16 protein-coding genes are annotated in these 23,769 nt (G+C 63.4%); 6 read left to right on the plus strand and 10 right to left on the minus strand.

The window, feature by feature from the left end; translation table 11 throughout:
• The first annotated feature begins 81 nt into the window (after positions 1–81).
• Together V7714_RS11375 and V7714_RS11380 are read left to right on the plus strand one after the other, a co-directional pair.
• Positions 82–3,168, plus strand: a complete 3,087-nt coding sequence (locus V7714_RS11375) for an efflux RND transporter permease subunit (RefSeq protein ID WP_335709828.1) — start codon at positions 82–84, stop codon at positions 3,166–3,168.
• A gap of 104 nt (positions 3,169–3,272) precedes the next feature.
• Positions 3,273–4,583: a deoxyribonuclease II family protein gene (locus tag V7714_RS11380; protein ID WP_335709829.1), complete on the plus strand. Its 1,311-nt coding sequence runs from the start codon at positions 3,273–3,275 to the stop codon at positions 4,581–4,583.
• Positions 4,584–4,819: 236 nt separating this feature from the next.
• On the opposite strand, the gene V7714_RS11385 is transcribed toward V7714_RS11380, so the two are convergent.
• Positions 4,820–6,655, minus strand: a complete 1,836-nt coding sequence (locus tag V7714_RS11385; protein ID WP_335709830.1) for a S8 family peptidase — start codon at positions 6,653–6,655, stop codon at positions 4,820–4,822.
• A 574-nt stretch (positions 6,656–7,229) separates the two neighbouring features.
• Positions 7,230–7,583: a ferredoxin gene (locus V7714_RS11390; RefSeq protein WP_335709831.1), complete on the minus strand. Its 354-nt coding sequence runs from the start codon at positions 7,581–7,583 to the stop codon at positions 7,230–7,232.
• 104 nt (positions 7,584–7,687) lie between these two features.
• Here V7714_RS11390 and V7714_RS11395 point away from each other — a divergent pair, with 104 nt between their 5' ends.
• The 3 genes from V7714_RS11395 (at position 7,688) to V7714_RS11405 (ending at position 11,466) form a co-directional block, all read left to right on the plus strand.
• Positions 7,688–9,616: a lytic transglycosylase domain-containing protein gene (locus tag V7714_RS11395; RefSeq protein ID WP_335709832.1), complete on the plus strand. Its 1,929-nt coding sequence runs from the start codon at positions 7,688–7,690 to the stop codon at positions 9,614–9,616.
• A 130-nt stretch (positions 9,617–9,746) separates the two neighbouring features.
• Entirely contained in the window at positions 9,747–10,694 is a 948-nt protein-coding gene (locus V7714_RS11400) for a complex I NDUFA9 subunit family protein (protein WP_335709833.1), read from the plus strand.
• A gap of 118 nt (positions 10,695–10,812) precedes the next feature.
• A complete protein-coding gene (locus V7714_RS11405) occupies positions 10,813–11,466 on the plus strand; it encodes a glutathione S-transferase family protein (RefSeq protein WP_335709834.1) in 654 nt (217 codons plus the stop codon).
• Between the two features lie 131 nt (positions 11,467–11,597).
• Here V7714_RS11405 and V7714_RS11410 read toward each other — a convergent pair whose 3' ends face one another.
• Positions 11,598–13,412, minus strand: coding sequence for a monovalent cation:proton antiporter-2 (CPA2) family protein (locus V7714_RS11410; protein WP_335709835.1), 1,815 nt, complete (start codon positions 13,410–13,412; stop codon positions 11,598–11,600).
• A gap of 132 nt (positions 13,413–13,544) precedes the next feature.
• The gene (locus V7714_RS11415; protein ID WP_335709836.1) at positions 13,545–17,264 is read right to left on the minus strand and encodes an EAL domain-containing protein; all 3,720 of its coding nucleotides are present in this window, start codon (positions 17,262–17,264) and stop codon (positions 13,545–13,547) included.
• A 444-nt stretch (positions 17,265–17,708) separates the two neighbouring features.
• Here V7714_RS11415 and V7714_RS11420 point away from each other — a divergent pair, with 444 nt between their 5' ends.
• Positions 17,709–18,392, plus strand: a complete 684-nt coding sequence (locus V7714_RS11420) for a DUF6901 family protein (protein ID WP_335709837.1) — start codon at positions 17,709–17,711, stop codon at positions 18,390–18,392.
• A gap of 87 nt (positions 18,393–18,479) precedes the next feature.
• Here V7714_RS11420 and V7714_RS11425 read toward each other — a convergent pair whose 3' ends face one another.
• The 6 genes from V7714_RS11425 to V7714_RS11450 all read right to left on the minus strand — a co-directional run bounded on the left by V7714_RS11425 (position 18,480) and on the right by V7714_RS11450 (position 23,766).
• A complete protein-coding gene (locus V7714_RS11425; RefSeq protein ID WP_284194967.1) occupies positions 18,480–18,758 on the minus strand; it encodes an HU family DNA-binding protein in 279 nt (92 codons plus the stop codon).
• A gap of 453 nt (positions 18,759–19,211) precedes the next feature.
• Positions 19,212–19,619 carry a hypothetical protein gene (locus V7714_RS11430; RefSeq protein ID WP_335709838.1) on the minus strand — a complete coding sequence of 136 codons (408 nt, stop codon included), beginning with the start codon at positions 19,617–19,619 and terminating at the stop codon, positions 19,212–19,214.
• A 12-nt stretch (positions 19,620–19,631) separates the two neighbouring features.
• Positions 19,632–20,861 (minus strand): porin, encoded by a 1,230-nt coding sequence (locus V7714_RS11435; protein WP_335709839.1) that lies wholly within the window; start codon positions 20,859–20,861, stop codon positions 19,632–19,634.
• A gap of 65 nt (positions 20,862–20,926) precedes the next feature.
• Positions 20,927–22,447: a ubiquinone biosynthesis regulatory protein kinase UbiB gene (gene ubiB / locus V7714_RS11440; RefSeq protein WP_335709840.1), complete on the minus strand. Its 1,521-nt coding sequence runs from the start codon at positions 22,445–22,447 to the stop codon at positions 20,927–20,929.
• A 33-nt stretch (positions 22,448–22,480) separates the two neighbouring features.
• Positions 22,481–23,191, minus strand: coding sequence for an alanyl-tRNA editing protein (locus tag V7714_RS11445; RefSeq protein ID WP_335709841.1), 711 nt, complete (start codon positions 23,189–23,191; stop codon positions 22,481–22,483).
• The gene (locus tag V7714_RS11450; protein WP_335709842.1) at positions 23,188–23,766 is read right to left on the minus strand and encodes a ubiquinone biosynthesis accessory factor UbiJ; all 579 of its coding nucleotides are present in this window, start codon (positions 23,764–23,766) and stop codon (positions 23,188–23,190) included. The genes V7714_RS11445 and V7714_RS11450 overlap by 4 nt, the downstream gene beginning before the upstream one ends.
• Positions 23,767–23,769: the final 3 nt, after the last annotated feature.

The following is a 23,769-nucleotide window of genomic DNA, read 5'->3' on the forward strand; positions in this document are numbered from 1 at the left end:
ACCCCAGCGGCACCGCCTACCACACCATGCCCCCAGGGCCTGCCCGGCAGCACCGCCCTGATAACGCAGCGTAGAGCCCATATGCATCTCTCAGAAATCTGTATCCGCCGTCCTGTCATGACCACCCTGCTGTCGGTGTCGGTCGTGCTGCTGGGCCTGTTTGCCTACCAGAAGCTGCCGATTGCAGCGCTGCCGTCCTACGACACGCCCACCATCAATGTCTCGGCCAATCTGGCTGGGGCCTCGCCCGACACCATGGCGGCCTCGGTGGCGACACCGCTGGAGAAGCAGTTCTCCACCATTGCCGGCCTCAAGCTCATCACTTCCACATCACGCCAGGGCTCCACCAATATCACGCTGGAGTTCGACGACGACCGCGATATCGACAAGGCTGCCGTCGACGTGCAGGCTGCCCTGCTGCAGGCACAGCGCAGCCTGCCCGAAGACATGGTGGACCTGCCCTCCTACCGCAAGGTCAACCCGGCCGATGCGCCCATCATCCTGATCAGCATGACCTCACCGTCCATGCCACTGTCGGAGCTGAACAACTATGCCGAGAACCTGATCTCACCCAGCTTGGCCACCATAGCCGGGGTGGCACAGGTGAATGTGTTTGGCCAGCGCAAGTACGCCGTACGGGTGAGCATGGACCCCGACAAGCTAGCCGCCCGCGACCTGACCATGGCCGAAGTCGCCGCTGCCTTGCGCGCCGCCAATGCCAATAGCCCTGTCGGTGTGCTGGATGGGCAGCGCCAGCAGCTCATCATCGAAGCCAACAAGCAGCTGAGCCGCGCCGAGGATTTCCGCAATCTCATCGTCGCCCTCAAGAACGGCACCCCGGTGCGCCTGGGCGAGCTGGCACGGGTGGAAGACAGCATCCAGTCGGTGACATCGGCTGCTTATATCAATGGCGAGCTGGGGGTGGTCATGGGCGTGCAGCGCCAGCCCAGTGCCAATACCGTGGCCGTGGTAGACCGCATACGAGAGGTCATACCCGGCTTGGTCGAGCAGATGCCGGACTCGGTCAGGCTGCAGTTCCGCAATGACCGCTCCACCTCCATACGCGAGGCCATCCACGATGTGAACTTCACCCTGGGCCTGACGGCGGCCCTGGTGGTGCTGGTGATCTTCCTGTTCCTGCGCCGCGCCACCGCCACGCTCATCCCCACCGTCACCCTGCCGATCTCACTGATCTCCACCTTCGCCCTGATGGCCTGGCTGGGGCATTCGCTCAACAATATCTCGCTGCTGGGCATTACCCTGGCGGTGGGCCTGGTGGTGGACGACGCCATCGTGGTGCTGGAAAACATCGTCCGCTATATAGAAGAAGGCATGAAGCCTTTCGACGCCGCCATCAAGGGCGCCCGCGAAGTAGGCTTCACCATCGTCTCCATCTCGCTCTCGCTGGTGGCCGTCTTCATCCCCATCTTCTATATGCCGGGGGTGATAGGCAAGCTGTTCCACGAGTTTGCCCTGGTGGTGAGCCTGGCCATCCTGGTCTCGGGCGTGGCCTCGCTGACGCTGATTCCGCTGCTCTGCGCACGCTTTCTCAAGCACGAGGACGAAAGCAAGCCGGCCAATGCCGTCAGCCGTGCCTTCGAGCGCTTCTTCGACGGCCTGCTGGGTGCCTATCGCGACACGCTGGACATCGCCCTGCGCCACCGTCCCTTTGTCCTGGGCGTGGCGATGGTGACCTTTGGCCTCACCGCCTGGTTCTTCTACACCATACCCAAGGGCTTCTTTCCCGAGGAAGACATCAACCAGATCACCGCCCGCAGCGAGGCCGCGCTGGATACCGCCTACCCAGCCATGCATGCACTGCAGAAGCAGGCCGAGACCCTGGTACGGCAGAGCCCCCATGTAGACCAGGTGGTCTCCATCGTCGGCGGCGGCTTCAACAGCAATAACGGCGGCCGCATGTTCATTACCCTCAAGCCCAAGGGACAGCGGCCCGACATGCAGACCGTCATTGCCGACCTGCGCAAGCGCACCGGCAATATCGCCGGCCTGCGCATGTTCTTCAGCGCTGACCAGAATCTGCAGATAGGTAGCGTGCAGTCCAACAGCAAGTTCCAGTACGTGCTGCAGAGTGTGCAGTCGGACGAGCTGTACGAATGGTCAGACAGACTGCAGAAAGCCCTGCGTGAGGAGCCCCTGCTCACCGACATCAGCAGCAATGCCCAGCGCAAGGGACTGCAGGCCACGCTCAAGATAGACCGCGAGCAGGCTGCACGGCTAGGCGTCAGCATGGCCACCCTGCGCGATACCCTGTACGCCGCCTTCGGCGACAGACAGGTCGCTACCATCTATACCTCGGCCGATGACTATGCCGTGATGATGCGGTTTGACGACGCCTACCGTACCGACGAAACCGCCTTCGAGAAGGTCAGGGTACGCGCCAGTACCGGCCAGTTGGTGCCGCTGAAAGCCTTTGCCCAGGTAGAGCGGACCGTAGGCCCGACCTCGGTCAATCACCGTGGCCAGCTGCAGGCCGTCACCTTGTCGTTCAACCTGGCACCCGGCGCCACCTTGGGTGAGGCGCTCAAGCGGGTCGATGCCATCAAGGCGGAACTGGGTGTACCTCAGACCGTGCTGACTACCCTGGGCGGTGATGCCGCTACCTTCCAATCCAGCCAGACCAGTCAACTGGCCTTGATATTGATCGCACTGGCGGTCATCTATGTACTGCTGGGGGTGCTGTACGAGAGCTATATCCACCCCATCACCATCCTGGCCGGCCTGCCGTCGGCGGCGGTAGGGGCACTGGTCACCCTCAGGCTGTTCAATATGGAACTGACCCTGATCGCTGTGATCGGCATCCTGCTGCTGATAGGCATCGTCAAGAAGAACGCCATCATGATGATCGACTTTGCCATCGAGGCCCGCCACCGGGGCGAGACCGACCCGGTGAAGGCCATACGTGACGCCTGCCTGCTGCGCTTCCGCCCCATCATGATGACCACCCTGGCCGCCATGATGGGTGCCCTGCCCATCGCCGCCGGCCTGGGGGCAGGGGCCGAGCTGCGGCAACCGCTGGGTCTGGCGGTCGTCGGTGGGCTGGTGTTCTCCCAGCTGATCACCCTCTATATCACGCCAGTGCTCTATCTGTTCTTTGACGGCCTGCAGGCGCGCTTCAGTGGCAAGCCCGCACCGGCACACCCTGGCTGAGGGTCTGACGCCGCGCGCACTTCCCCCATATGGATGATGGCATAGCACCCTTGCCCAGCTAAATTGCAGAGATCGTGGCGGTGGCGCCAGCAACGGGGGGAGTCATGGGCAAGGTGCACAGCGTTGGCAACAACGGGCGGCATGCGGGCAGCGTCCGCGCAAGCTGGCCAGCCCACCGGCTGGCACTGCTGACACTGGCCGTCTCAGCTATGCTGGCCCACGCAGCACCCAGCCCTATCCTGGCTGCAGGCCAACCGGTCGATTGGTGGTTCGCCTTCAAGTTCAACGCCCAGACCTTTCCCGGCTGCGGCCAGGCGGCGGCTGTCAATACCTGCGCCTTTGGCGGCACCCTGCAGGCGCCCCTGCAGGCACCGTCTTCGGGCTATAGCCAGCAATATGTCTATGCCAGCAGCGCCAACGCCGTACTGCAGCAGGGCAGCAACTGCCTGGGTACGACGCCCACCGACCCGGTAGGCGCCACCTTCGGCCAGGTCTACCAGGGCAGCAGCTATTACGTGGTATGGAACGACCAGTTCTATTCCGCCCCCGATGTCGCCCACTGCGGCAAGAGCTGCAGTGCGCCGTGGGGGCATTCGAAAGGCCTGCTCGCCTGGGATGACACGGGCAATGGCCTGGTCATGCAGGTCAGCACCCCCTCCTGGCCGGCGGCAGCCAGCCAGGCAAGCCCGCGCAGCGGTGATGGCAATACCCTGGGCTGCATAGCCTCGACCGACAACATCATGGTCAGCCAGCATTTCTTTGCCCTGCGCCTGAATCGCGCCGATGTCCGTAGCATCCTGCTGGCCATGCAGACCGCCAGCGTGGTGACCGACCCCACCAACCCGCAGATTGTGCGCAATGGCGGCCCGCAGGAGATTCAGGATCTGGTGTCGCAGCTAGGTACAAAGTCGCAGGCACGTACCGTCACCTCCGTCCCCCTCTCCACCGGTGTGCGCATCATCGCCAAGCCCGCCCGCCTGCAGGTGCCTCCCTGGCAGCTGGTATCGACCGAACTGCAGAGCGCCGCCCTCAAGGTAGCCAGTTGGTGGGAGGCCGACAAACCCAGCCAGGTTATCCCCAGTACCGACGGGTCCACGGCGCCCGCCTGCTGGGACAGCAGCCTGGCCAAGCCCGGCCCGGTGATCAATGTCTTGGCCGGCCTGTGGGGCGGCACGCCATTCAGCCTGACCGGCGGATTGGGCAAAAACCACAACCATGCCAAGCTGGGCATCAGCACCTCGGGCGACCGGCCCTACGCCATCTTCGGCGACATGAACCAGGAAGGCACACTCGCAGGCAAATGCGGTGCCTCGCAAAATGGCCGGGGAGGCATGTTCTTTGTGGTCGAGGATGCGGCACTCAACCGCAGCCTGGGCGAGTTGATCGGCGGCGCGGTATCGCCGCCCACCAATTAGCGCCGACCGAGCGCGAATGCAGAAGTGCGCCCATGCTGGGCGCACCATGAAAAGGCCGACACCATGGTGTCGGCCTGGGTATTGCATGGCAGGATAGCCGGCGCGTACCGGGAGTAAGGTTGCAGCGCTGGTCGGTCAGGAAACCGCCCAGCCCCCTGTGTGCAACCTTGACTTACGGCCAACCATCCAGCGGGGCCAGAGCTGGCCCCGCCTGCAGTACATCATGCAGCGACCGATTACCAGGTCAGCTTCAGGGTGTACTTGCCGTTGGTGCTGCCGGTGCCGCCCGAGTAGTAGTACACACGAGCGTAGTAGGTAGCCGAAGCGCTGCCGTTGTTCTTCACCGAAGCGCTATCGACCTTGCCTGCGCCCAATTCGCTGGATGCCACTTGGCTGCCTGCGGAGTTGTACAGGTAGAGGTCGTAGTCAGCGGTGGTCGAACCCGGGGTCATGACTGCAGCCAGGGTCTTGCCAGCAGGCAAGGTCACCTTGAAGTAGTCGGTGTCGCTGCTGGAACCCATATTGCCGCTAACGGTGGTGCCGCTGGTGGCCACGCTGTTGGCAGCGGTACGGGTGTTGTTCGACTCGGTCTCGTTCATGGTGGTGCCGCCGCCCGGAGGTTGGGTGGTACCGATGGCAGCCTGCACGGCAGCATAGGCGTCCAGCATGCCAGTGCCGCAACCGCTACAGGTGGCCACGAAAGGACGAGCCGACGACTTCAGCTTGGCTTCCACTTCATCCGGCGTCAGCGTGGGCTTGGCCGCAATCATCAGGGCAGCAACAGCGGCTACGTGCGGGGTAGCCATCGAGGTACCCTGGTAGTAAGCGTAGTTGTCTGCACCTGGCGTGGTGGTACCGGCGTTCAGGGTCGACAGGATGCCGTTGGCGTCACCGCTGCTTTGGTCGCCGCCAGGGGCAGCGATATCCACCAGGGTGCCGTAGTTGGAGTAGTAAGCGCGAGCACCGGTCTTGCCATAGGCAGCCACGGCCACCACGCCCGAGCAGTTGGCCGGGCTGGAGTTGCTGACGTTCTGGTTCTCGTTACCAGCGGCCACGATCACCACGGCGCCATTGGCACGTGCGGCGTTGATGGCGTTCTGGCTGGTGGTATCACAAGCACCGCCACCGCCCAGGGACAGGTTCAGCACCCGTGCCTTGTTCGGGTTGGTGGGCAGGCCGCTGACAGTACCGCCTGCTGCCCAGATCATGGCATCGGCGATGTCCGAGGTATAGCCGCCGCACTGGCCCAGAACGCGCATCGGCACGATCTTGGCATTGGGGGCAATACCGGCAACGCCAGCGCCATTATTGGTCACGGCAGCAATGGTGCCGGCAACGTGGGTGCCGTGCCAGCTGGAGCCGTAGGCGGGGTCGCCTTGCTGGCACTGGTTGGCGGCGGTGTAGTCACCGGTATCCTTGGCATCGCTGTCGCGGCCATTACCATCGTTGGAGACGGCGGTATCGTTGATCATGTCGTAGCCGCCCACCACATTGGCAGCCAGGTCGACGTGAGGACGATAGCCGGTATCGATCACAGCCACATTGACGCCGCTACCGGTGGACAGATCCCAGGCGTTCAGCACATTGATGCCGACCGAGCTGGTCTGCAGGGCCCACATATCAGCCCAACGGCTGTCGTTAGGCGCAGCAGCCATGGCCGTCATCACGCGGTCAGCTTCAGCGTATTCAATATTGGCATCAGCCTTGGCCATCTGCTCGGCCAGGGTGGCGACTTCCTTCACCTTCATGCGCTTGTCCAGCTTCCAGACCTGGGTGCCCAGACCACCGGCGCGCAGGAAAGTCACGTTGCCGCCGAAACGGGCAGCCACGGCTTGCAGACGGCTTTGACGCTCGGCCTGGATACCGGCCTGCAGCGATGCAGCGCTTGGGCCAGCCAGTTGAGCGGCGCTCAGACCGGTAGCCTTGTACTTCAGGATGATGCGATTCGTCATGTCGATGGTGTTCGACTTGGACGAACCCGAACCCGCTACCGCCGTGCCAGCCAACATGGCCAACGCGAGGGCGACACCGCCTTGCTTGAACAACGGTGCCCACTCAGTGTTTCTTCTCATTGCTTATTGCTCCGTTTGCACTGCTACTTCGCGCCGGGGCTCCGCCGACGCTGGATGTAAACCACCGACCCTCCCCCATGGATGTGGGGCGGGGACGTGGAGCCTGGGGGGTGTTCGGTCGGCCAGCGTCAGGCTGGCAAGGGCGAGTCGGCCGCAGCATGGCGGCACACGGCAATAGCGTGGTAACCCGGCGATAGCGCCAGGGCGGGGGAAAGCGCAACAGCGCTCGCAAACCAGGACATGCCTAACCCTCCGACAGCAGGAAGAAGCGAAAACACTCTCCCCACCGTGACGAAAACGGTGAGCCGGGCAACGGCCCGGCGGCTTGTGTTCAGTTACTGGAATTGCATTGGGGAAGCCTGACTGTCGCCATCGGGCTTGTGGCCCGGATCTGACTGTCTTCAACCCGCGCAGCGGCGAGAACTCACGCGGCGGGTAAAACCGGTCTATGTGCCGGTTGGTGTGGGATGCAATCTAAGCGACATCGTGCCGTACCAACAATTTTTTGTAGTTGCGCTGTTTGCAAACTGCAACACATGACAGTGAAGAACCGCACCAATCAAGGCGCTGCCGCTCACCAGTCCACTTTAAGCAAACCGGGTGGCAGCACCACATGGCAAGCCAGCCTGGGCAGCGCTGGCGTATCGGCCAAACATGTTGCAGCGCACTGTTCTGCGGTCAACAGGCCCTGGCGCGCCAGCACATTGCGCTCCTTGCCCGACATCACGACCACGGCATCCTTTTGTACCGGATAGGCCGTCAGATGAACCAGACACGCACCACAAGTGCCACGGCCACACCGCCAGTACAGTGGCAGACAGCCGTCACGGACCAGATCGCGCACCGTATCGATCAGCAGACTGCCTGTCTCGGCCTCGGTCTCCAACGGCGCGGCCATGCCGCCACCTTGCAATATCAACTTGGTCATAGGCTTCATGGAATGACAGTCGGCGCCGCTATGCAAGTTTTGCCTGATAACCCTTGCTATAGCTTGTGTTACAGTCGATTCAACCTTGCCCGAATGCCCGCCTTATGAAGCCTGCCCTGCCCGCCCTGCTGCTTAGCCTTGCCACCCTGTTCAGCCACGCCGCCCTGCCCGACGACATGAGCGCAGCGCGCGACGCAGCCCGCACCGGCCGCCTGACCCAGGTAGCCGACCTGACCGAGCGTATCGACGGCACCCCGCTGGAGATGTACCCCCGCTACTGGTTGCTCAGCGCACAGATCGACGATGTCGCCGATAACGAAGTCAACGACTACCTGGAGCGCTATCAAGGCAGCCTGCTGGCCGACAGGCTCAGGGGCGACTGGCTCAAGAGCCTGGGCAAACGCGGCAACTGGGTGGTTTTCGCACGTGAATGGCCCAGGCTGTTGCAGTGGGAACCCGCCAGCGAGCTGCATTGCTATCGCCTGCAACTGGCCATGCAGCAAGGCGACATGGCCACCGTGCTGCGCGAGGGCAAGCCACTGTGGTTCAGCGCCAAGGGCTTAGCCGACGCCTGCGCTCCGATATTCGACCAGCTGTTCAAGCTCGGCTACCTCAACAATGAATCGGCCTGGGCGCGCATACGGTTGGCCTTTGATGCCAACAACCCCGAGTTCGCCATTCAGTTGCTGCCCAGGCTGGACAACCCCGCTGGCATGGATGCGCGTACCGTGCGTGCCATTGCCGCCAAGCCGGACAAGGCTGCCACCCTGCTGGCGCTCAACAGCCGTGGCGGCCGCGAACTGGCCTTGTTCGCCGTCGACCGCTTGGCGCGCAGCGCGCCCGATGCCGGCGTATCCCTGCTGGGCAAGCTGAGCGAGCGCCTGCCGGAAGCCGACCGCCGCCATGCCTGGAGCCAGATTGCCTACCAGGCGGCCCGCAAGCTCGATGACAGGGCGCTGGACTGGTTTGCACGCGGTGCCGCCCCAGCCCAGCTCGATAACGAAGGACGCGAGTGGTATGTGCGCAGCGCGCTGCGCCAAGGCGACTGGGCCAGCGTCGCGCTGGTGATCGACGCCATGCCTGCCGAGCAGCAGCGCGACCCCGCCTGGCGCTACTGGCGCGCCCGTGCCTACCAGCAAGCCGGCAACACCGTAGAAGCCAACCGCCGCTACGCCGAATTGATGGCGGAACATCATTTCTACGCCCTGCTGGCACGTGACGAGATCGGCCCCGTGGTCGATGTCACTGCCGGCCGCTACAAGCCCAATGCCGAAGAACTGCAAGCCATACGCAAGCTGCCCGGGGTGCAGCGCGCCCTGCTGCTCAATGACATGGACTGGCGGCTGGATGCCCTGCGCGAATGGAACTGGACCATGCGCGGACTCAGCGACAGGCAGTTGCTGGCCGCCGCCGAGGTCGCCCGCCAGGCGCAGTGGTACGACCGCGCCATCTATTCAGCGGAACGCACGCGTGAAATCCACGATTTCAGCCTGCGTTTCCTGGCCCCCTACCGCGATGTCACTCAGAGCTATGCCCGGGAGCTGGAACTGGACGATGCCTGGGTCTACGGCCTGATACGGCAGGAGAGCCGGTTTGTCACCGTGGCACGCTCACATGTGGGGGCGCAGGGTCTGATGCAGCTGATGCCGGCAACCGCACGCTGGGTAGCCAAGAAGGTCGGTGTCAGCTACAGCCCAGTGGCCGTCAATGAGATAGGCACCAATGTGCAGCTGGGTACCTTCTACCTCAAGCATGTGCTGGAAAGCCTGGGCAATCAGCCCGTGCTGGCCACTGCTGCCTATAACGCCGGCCCAGGCCGCGCCCGCGTCTGGCGCGCCAACCGCGCACTGGAGGGCGCCATCTACGCCGAGAGCATCCCCTTCAGCGAAACGCGCGACTACGTCAAGAAGGTAATGAGCAACGCCATCTATTACTCCCAAGCATTTGGCCGGGGCGAGACCTCGCTGAAGAAACGGCTGGGCGTCATTCCACCCAAGGGTGGCGTGGATGTATCGCTGGGCGATACCCCCTAGCCAGCCTCTGGCCCCTCCTGGCGGATCAGCCAGGCAGGGGCGCAGCCAGCGGGTTGCCAAGTCCTCCCCTGGCTGGCCTCGCCGTGTAAAACCGGCTAGAACAATACATACCCTCTCGCTGGAGCCCACCATGCCCGTCCCTAGCAATGCCCGCCTGCTGGTCATAGGCGGCACCGGCTTTGTCGGCACCTCGCTGGCCGAGCGGCTGGCCGCCCGTGGCCACACCGTCACCCTGCCCACCCGCGACCGCGAGAAAGTCCGCCAGAACCTCATCCCACTGCCCGGTGTCGAGGTAGTGAATGCCAATGTGCACGATGCCGCCACCCTGGCGGCACTGATGCCCGGCCACACAGCCGTCATCAATCTGGTCGGCATACTGCACGGCTCGCCCGAGCGCTTTCGCCACGCCCATGTGGCACTCAGCGACAAGATCATGTCGGCCATGGCCACCGCTGGCATCAAGCGCTATCTGCATATGAGCGCGCTGGGCGCCGACCCTGCCGGGCCGTCGCACTACCAACAGAGCAAGGGCGAGGCTGAGGCCCACATACGCGCCAGCGGGCTGGATTGGACGATATTCCGCCCCTCGCTGATTTTTGGCCCGGGCACCTGCTTTGTCAGCCTGTTTGCCGACCTGCTCAAGCTGGCACCCTGCCTGCCCATGGGTGGCGCCCAGGCCCGCATGCAACCCGTCTGGGTGGAGGATGTCAGCCGCGCTTTTGTAGCGGCACTGGCGGACGATGCCCTGATAGGCCAATCGCTCAATCTGGTCGGCCCCAAGGTCTATACCATGGCCGAGCTGGTCCGCCTGATCGGCCGGGCCGCTGGCACCCCCAGGCCCGTCCTGAGTCTGCCAGATGGTCTGGCACGCCTGCAGGCCGGCCTGCTGGGCCTGCTGCCCAACCCGCCGCTGAGCACCGACAACCTTGATTCGCTCAAGGTCGATAGCGTCGATCCCGCTGGTTTCCCGGCACAACTGGGCTGGCAGGCCACAGCACTGGAGGCCATCCTGCCGCTATTGCTGACGCAGGGCCGCCCGCGTGATCGCTATCTGCAGCTGAGGCGGCAGCACCGCTAGGGCAACGCCGCCGCCGGCACTTAGCGCTATTCTCAGTCTTTTCGCTGCAGCGAAAAGCGTTTGAACCGGCCCTTACACCACCACACCCGCTGTCACCCGTCTTCCAAGGAATCATCCCATGCAACTGGTCATCGGCAACAAGGCTTACTCCTCCTGGTCCCTGCGGCCCTGGCTCTTGCTCAGGCAGGCCGGCATACCGTTCGAGGAGATCGTGATACCGCTGCAGCAAGCCGGCAGCCACGAAGCCCTAATGCGCTACGCGCCGACCGGCAAGGTGCCCTGCCTGCTGGAAGGCCCGATACAGGTGTGGGAATCACTGGCCATCTGCGAGTACCTGGCAGAGCGTTTCCCCGAGCAGCCATTCTGGCCCGCCAACCCCGCCCAAAGGGCCGAGGCCCGCTCGCTGGCAGCAGAGATGCACGCCGGCTTTGGCGCCCTGCGCCAGCATTACCCCATGAATGTGCGCCGCCAGGTACCGCCCAGCGCCCGCCCGCCCGAGGTAGAACGCGATATCACCCGCTTCGCCGCACTGGTAGAAAGCCTGCGCAGCCGCTACGCGGCCGCCGGCCCCTTTCTGATGGGCGAGTTCGGCATACTGGATGCCATGTACGCCCCGGTGGCCACCCGCTGCCACACCTACTCCGTCGCCCTGCCCGCCCGCACCCAGGCCTGGGTAGACCATATCCTGGCCCTGCCCGCCATGCGCGAATGGTATGCCGCCGCAGCGGCCGAGCCGTGGGTGATAGAGGCCAGCGAACCTAAGAGCCTGTGATCGACACAGGTCATGGACGACCGATGGCGGGCATGGCAGGCGCCAGGCCCCCCTGGCGCTGAACGTCAGCGCAGCCTGAACCCATAGGCTATTCCCCGGTTAAATCCACGCCCCCCGCACAAGCCGCCCCTTTACGCCCCCCAACTACGCATATCCTCTATGTCGGGCGCGCCACTGGCACTGGGGGCATCTTTCTCCCCGTCAGATTCAAACAGGCCTTCCAGCTCCTGGGCGGCATCGCGGGCGGTCTGCATCAGCTGGGTTTCGTCATGGTGCACCGCGTATTGCTTGTCCAGCAGGGCCTCGTCATGGGCGCGGAATGCCGCCAAGGTGCTGGCCGCACCTACCGATGAAACACCCAGCCCCTGCAGCACCCCACCGGCCATTTCCAGGCTGGCGGCAAAGGTTTCGCGGGTCGCCACCGTCACGCCCAGGTCGCGCAGGCGGTAGTAGTGGAAGCGATTGCGCGCGCGGGCGTAGATCTTGAGGTGAGGGAAGTGCTCGCGCACGGTTTCGGCCGTGCGTAATGAGGCCTCTACATCGTCTATGGCCAGCACGAACAGCTCGGCATCGGCAGCGCCCGCCGCCCGCAGCACATCCAGCCGCGAGGCATCGCCGTAGTGGATGCGGTTGCCAAAGCGGCGGACAAAGTCCACCTGTTCAAAGCTGTGTTCCAGCACCGTGGCCGGTATCTTGCGCATACGCAGCACCCGCGCCACGATCTGGCCAAACCGGCCAAAGCCGGCAATGATGACCCTATGCTGGTCCGACTGGATCTGATCGAACTCACGCACCGTCTGCTCGTCCAGCCGTGGCGCAATCCAGCGCTCATGCAGCAGCACCACAAAGGGCGTCATGGCCATGGAGAGCGTCACCACCATGGCCAGCAGGTCCGCCGTCGCCTTGTCCATCAGATGCTGGCCCACGGCCAGGGTCAGCAACACAAAGGCAAATTCACCGCCCTGCGCCAGGTAGACTGCAAACCGGCGTTGGGTACGGCCCTCCATGCCGGCCAACCGGCCTATCAGCAATAGCACGGCCGCCTTCACCAGAATCAGGCCCAATGCCAGGCCCAGCAACAGCAGCGGCTGCGCCAGCAGCAGGCCAAGATTGGCCGCCATCCCCACCGCCACAAAGAACAAGCCCAGCAGCACGCCCTTGAACGGCTCGATATTGGCCTCCAGCTCGTGCCGGTATTCGGAATCCGCCAACAGCACCCCAGCCAGAAAGGCCCCCAGCGACAGGCTGAGCCCGGCCGCCTCCATGCCCCAGGCGGTCGCCATGACGATCAGCAGGGTGGCCATCACGAACAGCTCATGGCTATTGGCCTTGGCCACCTTGCGCAACAAGGTGCGCAGCACGAAACGCCCACCCAGCACCACACCCGCCACGGCGGCCAGCGACACCCAGGCGGGCGGTCGGCTGGCTGTCGAGGCCAGCGGCGACAACAGCGGTAAAATGGCCAGCAAGGGGATGACAGCCAGATCCTGAAACAGCAGCACAGCAAAGCCGTCACGCCCATGGCGGGTGGTGAGCTGGTTCTTCTCAGCCAGCATCTGCAGCACAAAGGCGGTCGAAGACAGCGACAGCGCCAGGCCTGCCACGGTCGCCGCCAGCCAGGGCAGACCCAGCAGCCAGGCCAGCAGGGCCAGCAACAAGGAGGTCAGCAGCACCTGGGCACCGCCCAGGCCAAACACCGCCCGGCGTAGTACCCATAGCCGCGAGGGCTGTAGTTCCAGCCCGATGATGAACAGCAGCAGCACCACGCCGAACTCGGTGGTGTGCAGTATGGCGTCAGGCTGGGCAATCAGCCCCAGGCCCCAGGGGCCTATGGCCACCCCTGCCGCCAGGTAGCCCAGTACCGAGGCCAGGCCCAGGCGCTTGAGCAAGGGCACCGCCACCACGGCGGAAGCGAGCAGTACAACACCTTGCGAGAGCAGCGACATGGGCAGACAGTTCTGTTGAATGGACAGGGGTGGATAATCGCACGCCTGGCCCACACCGCAACAGACCCTAGGGATTTCCGAAAAGGGATATGCACCAGTCAAGCACGCCAGCAGCAACCGGACAGCAATCGTTCAGCGCAGTTCAGTACTGGGGCGATAGCGGTTGAACGCATCCCGGATATGCTCGCGCAGTTGCTCATCCTCCCAAGGCTTGGTCAGAAAGCGGAAAACTGCGCCGCGATTGACGGACTCGGTCACCACCTGCAGGTCAGAGTATCCCGACAGGATAATGCGCACGGTGTCGGGATACATCTCCTTCACGATGCTGAGAAATTCCGCCCCTGACATATTGGGCATGCGCTGGTCGGAAATGATCACCTGTACCCGGTTGACCGCCAGCATCTCCAGTCCCTCGGCACCGCTATTGGCCATCAGCACCCGGTAGCCTTCGTTGCGCAGCATGCGCTTGAGCGCCAGCAGGATGCTGGTCTCATCGTCCACCAGCAACACGGTACGCGACTCCCCATCGGGGCGCTGCACCGGCGCCAGTTGCCTGCGTTCGCGCAGCAGGGCGACAAAGTCATCCGCCGGCAAGGGTGGGCTGAAGTAATAGCCCTGTATCTCGTCGCAGCGTTGCTCCCGCAGGTAGTTGAGCTGCCCCTCCGTTTCCACCCCCTCTGCCACCACCTTGAGCTTGAGCTGGTGCGCCATGGCAATGACTGCCGTGGCTATGGCGGCGTCGCCCGGGTTGACCGTGATATCGGTGACAAAGGTCCGGTCTATCTTGACCAGGTCGAATGGGAAGCGCTTGAGATAGGCCAGGGACGAATAGCCGGTGCCAAAATCATCAAGCCCCAGCTTGATGCCCTTGCGGCGCAAGGCCTGCAGGGTATGCACAGTGTCATCCGGATTGCGCATGACCACCGATTCGGTCAGCTCCAGCTCCAGATACTGCGCATCCAACCCCGCATCGGCCAGGGCGGCCAGGATGGTCTCCTGCAAGGGGCTTTTATGGAACTGCACGGCGGAAAGGTTGACGGCAATAGGCACCAGCTCGCAATGCGCCAGCGCCCAGCTGGCCTGCTGGCGGCATACCTCCCGCAGCACCCAATCACCGATGGGGACGATCAAGCCACTCTCTTCGGCCAGCGGAATAAAGCTGGCCGGCGGCACCAGCCCCAGCTCTGGGTGCTGCCAGCGTATCAAGGCCTCCGCGCCCACGATATGGCCGGACTGCAGGCAGACACGCGGCTGGTAGTGCAGGACAAACTGGTGGTCATCCAGCGCCGACTTCAGCGCCGCTTCCAGCGTCAGTTTCTGGGCAATGCTGGAGCTGATTTCAGGCGAATAGTAGGAATGGGACTCCACCAGCCGCTTGGCCTGCTTCAGGGCCATCTCTGCCCTGGAGAACAGGGTTTCCGCATCACCGGCATCGTCGGGGAAAAAGGCGATGCCCGCCCGTGGCGACAGGAACACGCTGCCCGATGGCACGGTAAACGGCTGCTCCAGCGGCCCGAAGATACGCCGCCGAAGGATGGAGGTGGCATCGGCCTCGCGCGCGAGCTCGCCGACTGCCACGGCAAAGGTATCGGCCGAGACCCGCGCAATGGTGCAGGGCTCCGCCACCGACGCCATCAAGCGCTCCCCCACCGCCTGCAGCAGGCCATCACCGATATGCCGGCCCAAGGTATCGTTGAGCTGCCGGAAATGCGCCAGATCGACCATGATCACCACCACCCGCACCTCGCTGTGCCGGGCATTCTGCAGCATCTGCACCAACCGGTCGTGGAACAGGGTACGGTTGGGCAAGCCGGTCAGCGCATCGTAATAGGCCAGCTGATGCAATTTTTCGCCTTGCTCTATGTACTGCAGGGCAAAGGACACATCACCTGCCAACTCATTGAGCAGCCGCATCTGCTCGTCATCGAAGTAATCGGCATCATGGGCATACAGACTCAATATGCCCACCGGCGCCCCACCCACCCGCAGCGGCATAGCCACGGCAGAGCGAAAGGCATTGAGCAGGGAAGGATCGCTCAGGCTGCCATCAGCATAGCGCCGCAGCCAGTCATGGTAGATCGTGGTGTGGCCGGTGCGCATGGCCTCGCTAAGGGTCTGCCGTGGGCCTTCGGCATCCAGCGCCCGGTGCAATTGCTCCAGCAGCGCCGGGCTGGCCCCTTTGCTGGCGGCCGGCCGGATAGCCAGCGTGCTCTGGTCGCGCAGCCCTATCCAGGCCGCACCGAACCGCCCCACTTCCACCAGAATACGGCAAGTCTCATCAAACAAGGCTTGGCGCTGATGCACCCGCACGATGGTGGAATTGATGGCGGACAGCACCGCATACAGCCGATTTAGCCGGCTTATCCTGTCCTGCTGGGTCTTCAGCTCGGTAATGTCTTCGGCGATACCTGCCACCCGCTGCAACACGCCCTGCCCATCCACAATGGGAAAACCCCGGGCGCGTATCCAGCGCACGGTGTCATCGGGCCGGACGATGCGGTACTCCTCGTCGAATCGCCCGCTGCTGGTCATGCGCGCGATGATCACCCCTATCTTGACGTGATCATCAGGGTGTATGGCCCTACCCCAGGATTGCGGATCGGCATACAGGCTGTCGCAGCTTTGCTGCCACACCGCCTCATAGGCCGGGCTGATGTAATAGATCTCGGTGTTGTCGGGGTTGCTGAGAAAAAAGATTTCGTTGATGTTCTCCGCCAACTGCTTAAAGCGCTGGTCGGTCTCCTGCAAGCGGGATTCGGCAGCCTGGCGCTGGCTGATCTCCCGCTCCAGCGAACCGGCGTAGTGCTGGACACGCTCGTACAGCACCAGATTCTCATAGGCCAGCACCAACTGGGCCGCCAGCGTCACCGCAAGGTGCTCATCATCGGTATTGAAGTCGGCCTGCCCCTGCGGCTCGGCCACATACATCCAGCCGTGTATGGTGGTCAGGGAGCGCAGGGGCACGGCCAGCAATGCTTGGACAGCCGGATGCCCTGGCGGCAGGGCACCGGAGGGATGCTGCCTGCCGGTATGCCAGCATTGCACCTGCTCGGATGCCAGCACCTGGTATAGCAGGCTGCCCGCCGCCGGCACTGCCGCCAACGCGGTCAGCAGTTGCGGCTGCAGGCCACAGCCACGTACATGCCACACGCCATGCCGGTCGCTCAGGCCCACTGCCGCATAGCGCGCCCCCAGTATGGCCTGGCAGGCCGTGACAAAGACAGCCTGCATGGCATCCACATCCCGCTCGGATGTCAGACTCAAGCCCAGCTCGATCACCGCAGCGCGCTGCGCGGCAAGTCGCTCCAGCCCCACAGCCGAGAGCGATGCCGCAGCCTGCAGCGCCAGCCACGCAGGCTTGTGAAACTCGCCATCCTGGGGTTGGGCGTCAGATGCCACGCGGCCAGGAGGATTGCCATCGACGGATGCTTGCAAGGCGGCGACGACAGGCTGCGATCCAGCCGGGCGGTCAGGGCTATGCCGGCTGCGCAGTGCAGTCTGTACTACAGCCAGCAGATGCGACGATTCATAGGGTTTTTTCAGCAGCTGCAAGTGCCCATGGCGCTGGCACAACTGCAGGGCCTCCGTCGCCTTTGCCGCATCGGCGCAGACCAGAACCGGCGTTGCTGCTCCTCCCACATCGCCCAGCATCACACTAAGCAGCTCAGCGATATCGGCAGCCAGGCAGTTCATGTCCACCACCACCATATCGGCGGTCAAGGCCCTGTCTCGCACCTGAGCCATCACCTCCGCCACTGACGCCACCTGTACCCTGTAGCCGGCCCGCCTCAGCAGGGCTGCCAGCAGGTCGCGCTGGTACAAAAGGTCATTGATGACCATCAGGGTTGCCATGCTCTCCTCCTCGACGCCCCATCATGGCAGATGTGGAGCACGACAACGGCAAGGCTATCTGTACGACAGCTTGTTCGGGTAAGCGGGAAAGACCACCATCTGCGATGTCGTCTGCTGGCCCGCCCGGCGCTGGACGCATGCAATGCGGCAAGTTGCAGCGCCTTTCTTGATGGATAGCAGCCCCGACTGCCACCCCGCCTCCCCCATTTGGGTGAGCACGGCAAAAAGCACATCCCATCGGTGCCCAAAGCCTGCCCCACACCCAGGGCGCCATAGCTTTGTCCTGCTCATACCCTGAAAAACCTGCATCCCGCCCCGCCTACTGCTAGCTGTATCAGACCGAGCCTGTGTCGGATTGGACACAGCCGGCAGCTTTGCCTATACCACGGAGGCACACCATGCCAGGTGCAGCATCCGCCTGAAGGGAACTGCCAGAAAGGCCCCATGGGGAATATCACTTACCTCCTGCGCTACGACGATGGCCGGCAGCAGCAGTTTGTGGTCGACGCCACCACCCCGCCCGACGGCAGGCATGCCGGCTGGTTGGACTTGTCGTTCCACCGCTGCCGCCACTGCCCCCTGGATGAGGCAGCGGTCCCGCAATGCCCGCTGGCGGTGCGCCTGAGCCATCTGGTCAGCACCACCAGCCTGCAATGCTCGCACGAGGCGCTGCAGGCTACGGTAATCACGGAGGCACGTACCGTCAGCCTGCGCACCACGGCGCAGCGCGCCCTGAGCTCATTGATGGGTTTGCTTACCGCAACCAGCGGCTGCCCCCATACCCGTTTCCTGGCTCCCATGGCCAGCTTCCATCTACCCTTTGCCACCGAACGGGAAACCCTCTACCGGGTTGCCTCCATGTACCTGCTGGGCCAATACCTGCGGCAATCCCAAGGACAGGTAGCAGACTGGCGCCTGCAGGGCCTGCGGCAGGCCTACCAGCAGCTGCACATCATGAATCGCGACTTCGCCGAGCGCTTGCGTGCTGCCACGCAGGACGACGCGGCGGTCAACAGCCTGGTGCTGCTGGACATCATGACCCGCTATGTGCCGGATTTCATCGACGAGTCCCTGAACGAATTCGCTACCGAATTCGCCGCATATGGCGTACAGCCCGCTGACACTTAGCGCCTGCAGTCCACCGCGAAGGCAATAAGAAACCCCGCCAGGGCGGGGTTCTTACGTACGGCGGGGGAGACCCCGCCAGCACGACGATCAGCCGTTGACGGCATCCTTCAGGGCCTTCAGGGCGCTGAAAGCTGGCGACTTGCGCGCGGCGATCTGGATGGCTTCGCCCGTCTTGGGGTTACGGCCGGTCTTGGCAGCCTTGGCCTTAACCGAGAACTTGCCTACGCCCGGCAACACAGCCTCTTCGCCCTTGGCCAGGGTGTCGCGCAGGGCATCGCCCAGGGCATCGACAAAAGCTTCGGTAACGGTCTTGGGTTGTTGGGTACGCTCGGCAAGTGCGTCGATCAGCTCTTTTTTGGTCCGCATGGAATTCTCTCAGAATGGGTGTCTTGGGCAAGCCCAGCCAAGCACCCCGTCAAGGGGTCCCCAGGGGCTCGATGGCGCATCGCAACCCGCCGTACTGCCTTGCAGCAAGCGGGCCGGTTCGATGATCAGCGCGCACCCTACCTCATAGCGGCGCAGCAATTCAACCCGTATGTGGTATCGGATATCCCTGCTGCGGCCTTGCCACAGCAAGCTATTGCGGAAATTTCGCTTGCTGATTAGATGCTTAGTGAGCAATGCCCGCCCGTCGATCACTTTGCGCACTGGCGAGTCCTGATGACGATTTTGTTGCCCGATTGATGCTATCGGCATGTGCCGCCTCGCCTCCGGCAGACACATGCCACCGCGCCGGCACATGAAAACGGGCGCCCAAAGCGCCCGCTTCATTGCACCACAACAGCAGAACTGGCTACGCCAGGCGACTGCCCGCAGGCTTCAGAAGCTGCCCACCACCTTGACCGTACCATCGACCGAAGCCTTGTCGACATAACCGACAGCATTGGGATTACCCGCCACAAACTTCTTCACCTCGGCGCTGCCGCCCAGCTCCTTGGGCGGGGTGCCCTTGCCGGTAAACTGCATCTTGGCCCAGTGTGCCTTCACCCCTGCCGAGTCCTTCTTCAGCACCTTGGTGCTGAATTCAGCTCGGGTGGCGCCATCGGTCTGCTCCACCGGCGTAGCCGCCCCGCCACCGGGAAAACTATTGGCCTTACCCAGGAACAGGTTGGCCACCTGCTCGGCCGACAGGCTATCCACCGCCGCCTTGGGATTGACCACCACGGCCACATCCGCCTGCGCCACTGCGGTCAACAGGGTGACCAGCACGAAATGACTGATTTTCATGGTCGTCCCCCTTTAGAAAACAAAATCGACAGCAACGGTGTAGACATTCACCGACTTGCCGGCAAAGCCGGGTTTGGCGGCCGCAAAGAAATGATCCTTGCCCACTTCCGTCTCCACCCGGTCAAACTGGGCTTTGAGCGCCACGTTCTTCCAGGCATTCCAGCGCACGCCCACGGTCGTGGTGCTCTGATCGGCCCCAGCCTTGGTATCGATGATGGCCGCCTTCAAACCAGCCAGGCTGGGAGTAGGGGTAGGCAGGTTGTCTGCGGCATGGTTCAGGTCGGTACGGACATCGGCGTAGCTGACATAGGGCATGAAGTCACCGAACCGGTAGCCCAGGGTGGTGTACCAGCCATCGGTATCCTCTACCAGGCTATCAGTGCGGCGCTGGGTGTATTCGCCCTGGAACACCAGTTGGCCGTCGTCGTAGATGGCCCCCAGGCCAGCAAACGAGGCTTTCTTTTTCTTGATCTCCAGTTCATCGGTGGCCCTGCCCCAGGGGTCGCGCACCGATGCCGGCAATGCAGGGTTGGCCGCCACACCGCGCATGGTGGCAATCAGGGTGGTCAGCCCAGGGCTGGTGGCGGTGATATCCGTGCCCACATAGCCGGCCCGGAACAACCAGGAGCCCATTTCATAGGTGGCGTTGACCCCCAGCAATTTCTTGAAATGGAAATCAAAGCCGCTGGGCAACTCCGACTTGGACTCACCCACATAGGGCTGCACCGTCAAGGTATTGTCGCCCAGTGACATTTTCCAGATCAGGTCCAGGCCGCCGTAGGAGGCCCCGGCAACCTGGCTGTATACATCCACCGGCGGCCTTGCCCAGGTATTGGCGTAGCCCACGTTGCGGTAGTCCGAAATCAGGAAGATGGGCAGGCCCATGCGGCCGCCGCGTACGGACAGATCAGGCGTGATGTTGTACTTGAGAAAGGCCCATTCGGCATCGGGCTTGAAGTTACCGTCGCGGTTCTTTTGCGACAGCACCTGCACGGTAGCGGAGAACTGCTCGTTCACCTTGCCGACCACTTGCACCCCTAATTTGGTATCGACACCAAAGTTGACAGAGCGGTCCGCCCCGTTGGGCTGGCGAGTGCCCGAGCGGAACTGGGCATCGTTGGTATCGGTCTTGACGGCACTGACCGTGCCAAAACCGGAAACACTGAAGCTGGACTCATCCGCCCAGGCCGTGACGGCCAGTGCGGAGGTTACGGCAAGAGCTAGGGGCTTGAAGGTTCGCACGTGCAGTCTCCGGGAGTTGAAGGAAGGGCGCATGTTCTGCCTCGCCTCCCGGAGCGCCTGCCGGGCTAGCGTAATACCAGTGCCAGTATCACCAGCAGCGCCGCCAGCAAGCCGGCGATGGTGGCCAGCCATTCATTGCGCTGGCGCTGGCTCTCGAGCAAATGCTCAGTCACTTCAATCAGCTTAGCCTGCCTTGCCGGGTCGGCAAGGTTGGCAATGGCTCGCGGCAGCGCAGGCAAAGTCTCCGCCCAATAAGGCGCTTCGTTCTTGATCTGGCGCAACAGCGCACGCCAGCCCACCTGCTCGTTCATCCAGCGCTGCAGAAAGGGTTGCGCGGTGGCCCACAGGTCCAGCTGGGGGTCGAGCTGGCGGCCCAGGCCTTCGATATTGAGTAGGGTTTTTTGCAACAAAACCAGCTGTGGCTGGATTTCCACATTGAAGCGGCGGGAGGTCTCGAACAGCCTCAGCAGTATCTGGCCCAGCGATATCTCGGCCAGCGGCTTGTCGAATATGGGCTCGCAGACGGTCCGTATGGCCGCCTCCAGCTCCTCGGCGCGGGTTTCCTTAGGCACCCAGCCCGATTCGATATGGGCTGTCGCCACCCGCTTGTAGTCGCGCTGGAAAAAAGCCAGGAAATTGATGGCCAGGTAGCGCCTGTCGTTGTCGGACAAGCTGCCGACTATGCCGAAGTCCAGGGCGATATAGCGATTGTCCGGCGCCACAAAGATATTGCCGGGGTGCATGTCAGCATGGAAAAAGCCATCGCGGAACACCTGGGTAAAGAATATCTCCACCCCGAAGCGCGACAGTTTTTTCAGGTCTATGCCGGCAGCCTGCATGGCATCGATCTGCGAGATGGGCGTGCCGTCCATCCATTCCAGCACCATGACCTTGCGGCTGGTGTAATCCCAGAACACCTCGGGCACGATCAGCTTGTCGCTATTCAGAAAGTTGCGTCTGAGCTGGCTGGCATTGGCGGCTTCGCGCTGCAGATCCAGCTCGTCATGCAGATAGCGATCAAACTCGGCCACCACCTGGCGGGGCTTGAGCCGCTTGCCATCGGCAAACAGCTTCTCCACCAGCCAGGCCATGACCTTGAGCAGGGCCAGGTCCGATTCGATCACCGGCAGGATGCCGGGACGCAATACTTTTACAGCCACCCGCCGGCCATCATGCAGCTCGGCATAGTGCACCTGGGCGACAGAGGCCGACGCCACGGGGCTGGCGTCGAAACGGCGGAACACCTGCTCCAGCAGGCAGCCCAGCGCCTCGGTAATGACCTGCTCGGCCAGCCGGTTGTCGAAAGGCTTGACCTTGTCCTGCAGGCGGGCCAGCTCGTCGGCCAAGTCGGGTGGCAGCAGATCGCGCCGGGTGGACAGCACCTGGCCGAACTTGACAAAGATGGGCCCCAGCCGCTCCAGTGCGCGGCGCAAACGGACCGCGCGCGGGGCATCCAGCCGGCGCCAGAACAATACCAGCCGGACCAGCGCCTCCAGCCCACGCACGCGCTCATGGCCAAGGATGAACTCATCAAGGCCATAGGCAAAGACGATACGGATGATCTTGAAGAGGCGCAGAAGGAACATGAATGGGACGGGACAGTACCCGCCTGCTGTGTGTTAGGAGGCGAAGGCGATGATGATGCGCTTGTTCTGCTTGCCTTCGCTGCGGATCTTCTGCACTACCAGGCGGCCTACCTCGGCAGTATTGTGCACATGGGTACCGCCACAGGGCTGCAGGTCGGTGCCGGTCACCTCGATCAACCTGACCGTGCCCGTGCCACGCGGGGGCGATACCGACATGGTCTTGACCAGTTCGGGATTGGCATCCAGCTCGGCTTCGTCCACCCAGCGGGCCGTCACGGGCTGCGCCGCCGCCACCAGGGCATTGAGGCCTGCTTCGATGGCATCCTTGTCCAGCGCTTCCATCTCCACCGCAAAATCCAGCCTGGCCTTGTCCACCGCCACCTGGCCACCGGTGACCGGTGCCGCCACCACCTTGCACAGCAGGTGCAGGGCAGTGTGGTAGCGCATATGGGCGTAGCGGCGATCCCAATCCAGCACCAGGGTCACCTCCTCACCCACCTGCGGCAAGCTGCTGCCCTCGGCGGGTAGGTGCACCACGGCATCCGCCGTCGCCCCCTTCACCGTATTGCTGATGACGACACTGCTGCCATCCTGGCGCAGCAACTGGCCGCTATCGCCAGGCTGGCCGCCGCCGTTGGGGTAGAACACGGTGCGGTCAAACTGCAGCCCCTGCTCGTCCACGGCTGTGACGGTGGCAGTACATTGGCGCAGATAGGCGTCGGTACGGAACAATAGCTCGCTCATGGCATCTCGGGTGGCGTGGTGGGTCGTTCCAGCCGCTGCAGCCGTTTCTCCAGCCTGGCCACGTCGTCACGCAGGGTATCCACCTGCGCCACGAAATGCGCCGTGGCCGGCCGGGTAGCCAGCAGCCGCGCTTCTTCCTGCAGGTATTCCTGGGTGGCTTCGGCCAGGTTGCGGGCAATACGGCGGGGGTCGCCCACCAATTCGCGTGCCCAACTGGCCAGCCGGTGCGCCGGTATGTCGCCGACCACCCGTGCCAGATCCGCCTCCGCATCCCAATCCAACGCCTGCAGTACCCGGCCTACCGTGGCCGCCAACTGGCTGTCGCCGGTCAGTTGCAACTCACGCTCGGCGGCAGGGTCGCGCAAGGCCAGGCGGGGCAGCAGCCAGGGGGCAATCGCGATACTGGCGTGAGGGGGGGCCTCGCTGGCCAGCAGATGGCCGTCCTCACCAATGGCAAACACCAGGCGTAAAGGCGGCACGCTGATGGCAGCCACCTGTCCGGCATGGTGGCGCAACTCGCCCCGCAGGTCTGCCCGCTGGTTCAGCAGGTGATTGAGCAAGGCCAGCCGCAGCATGGA

It is taken from the genome of Chitinimonas sp. JJ19 (assembly GCF_036961565.1).
In the GTDB taxonomy this organism is placed as follows: domain Bacteria; phylum Pseudomonadota; class Gammaproteobacteria; order Burkholderiales; family Chitinimonadaceae; genus Chitinimonas.

Excerpts from the sequence above, each read along its gene's own strand:
- V7714_RS11405 (WP_335709834.1), top strand. The coding sequence starts at position 10,813 with ATGCAACTGGTCATCGGCAACAAGGCTTACTCCTCCTGGTCCCTGCGG.
- V7714_RS11425 (WP_284194967.1), bottom strand. The coding sequence starts at position 18,758 with ATGCGGACCAAAAAAGAGCTGATCGACGCACTTGCCGAGCGTACCCAA.
- V7714_RS11380 (WP_335709829.1), top strand. The coding sequence starts at position 3,273 with ATGGGCAAGGTGCACAGCGTTGGCAACAACGGGCGGCATGCGGGCAGC.
- V7714_RS11375 (WP_335709828.1), top strand. The coding sequence starts at position 82 with ATGCATCTCTCAGAAATCTGTATCCGCCGTCCTGTCATGACCACCCTG.
- V7714_RS11420 (WP_335709837.1), top strand. The coding sequence starts at position 17,709 with ATGGGGAATATCACTTACCTCCTGCGCTACGACGATGGCCGGCAGCAG.
- V7714_RS11395 (WP_335709832.1), top strand. The coding sequence starts at position 7,688 with ATGAAGCCTGCCCTGCCCGCCCTGCTGCTTAGCCTTGCCACCCTGTTC.
- V7714_RS11410 (WP_335709835.1), bottom strand. The coding sequence starts at position 13,412 with ATGTCGCTGCTCTCGCAAGGTGTTGTACTGCTCGCTTCCGCCGTGGTG.
- V7714_RS11385 (WP_335709830.1), bottom strand. The coding sequence starts at position 6,655 with ATGAGAAGAAACACTGAGTGGGCACCGTTGTTCAAGCAAGGCGGTGTC.
- ubiB (WP_335709840.1), bottom strand. The coding sequence starts at position 22,447 with ATGTTCCTTCTGCGCCTCTTCAAGATCATCCGTATCGTCTTTGCCTAT.
- V7714_RS11450 (WP_335709842.1), bottom strand. The coding sequence starts at position 23,766 with ATGCTGCGGCTGGCCTTGCTCAATCACCTGCTGAACCAGCGGGCAGAC.
- V7714_RS11400 (WP_335709833.1), top strand. The coding sequence starts at position 9,747 with ATGCCCGTCCCTAGCAATGCCCGCCTGCTGGTCATAGGCGGCACCGGC.
- V7714_RS11415 (WP_335709836.1), bottom strand. The coding sequence starts at position 17,264 with ATGGCAACCCTGATGGTCATCAATGACCTTTTGTACCAGCGCGACCTG.
- V7714_RS11430 (WP_335709838.1), bottom strand. The coding sequence starts at position 19,619 with ATGAAAATCAGTCATTTCGTGCTGGTCACCCTGTTGACCGCAGTGGCG.
- V7714_RS11445 (WP_335709841.1), bottom strand. The coding sequence starts at position 23,191 with ATGAGCGAGCTATTGTTCCGTACCGACGCCTATCTGCGCCAATGTACT.
- V7714_RS11390 (WP_335709831.1), bottom strand. The coding sequence starts at position 7,583 with ATGACCAAGTTGATATTGCAAGGTGGCGGCATGGCCGCGCCGTTGGAG.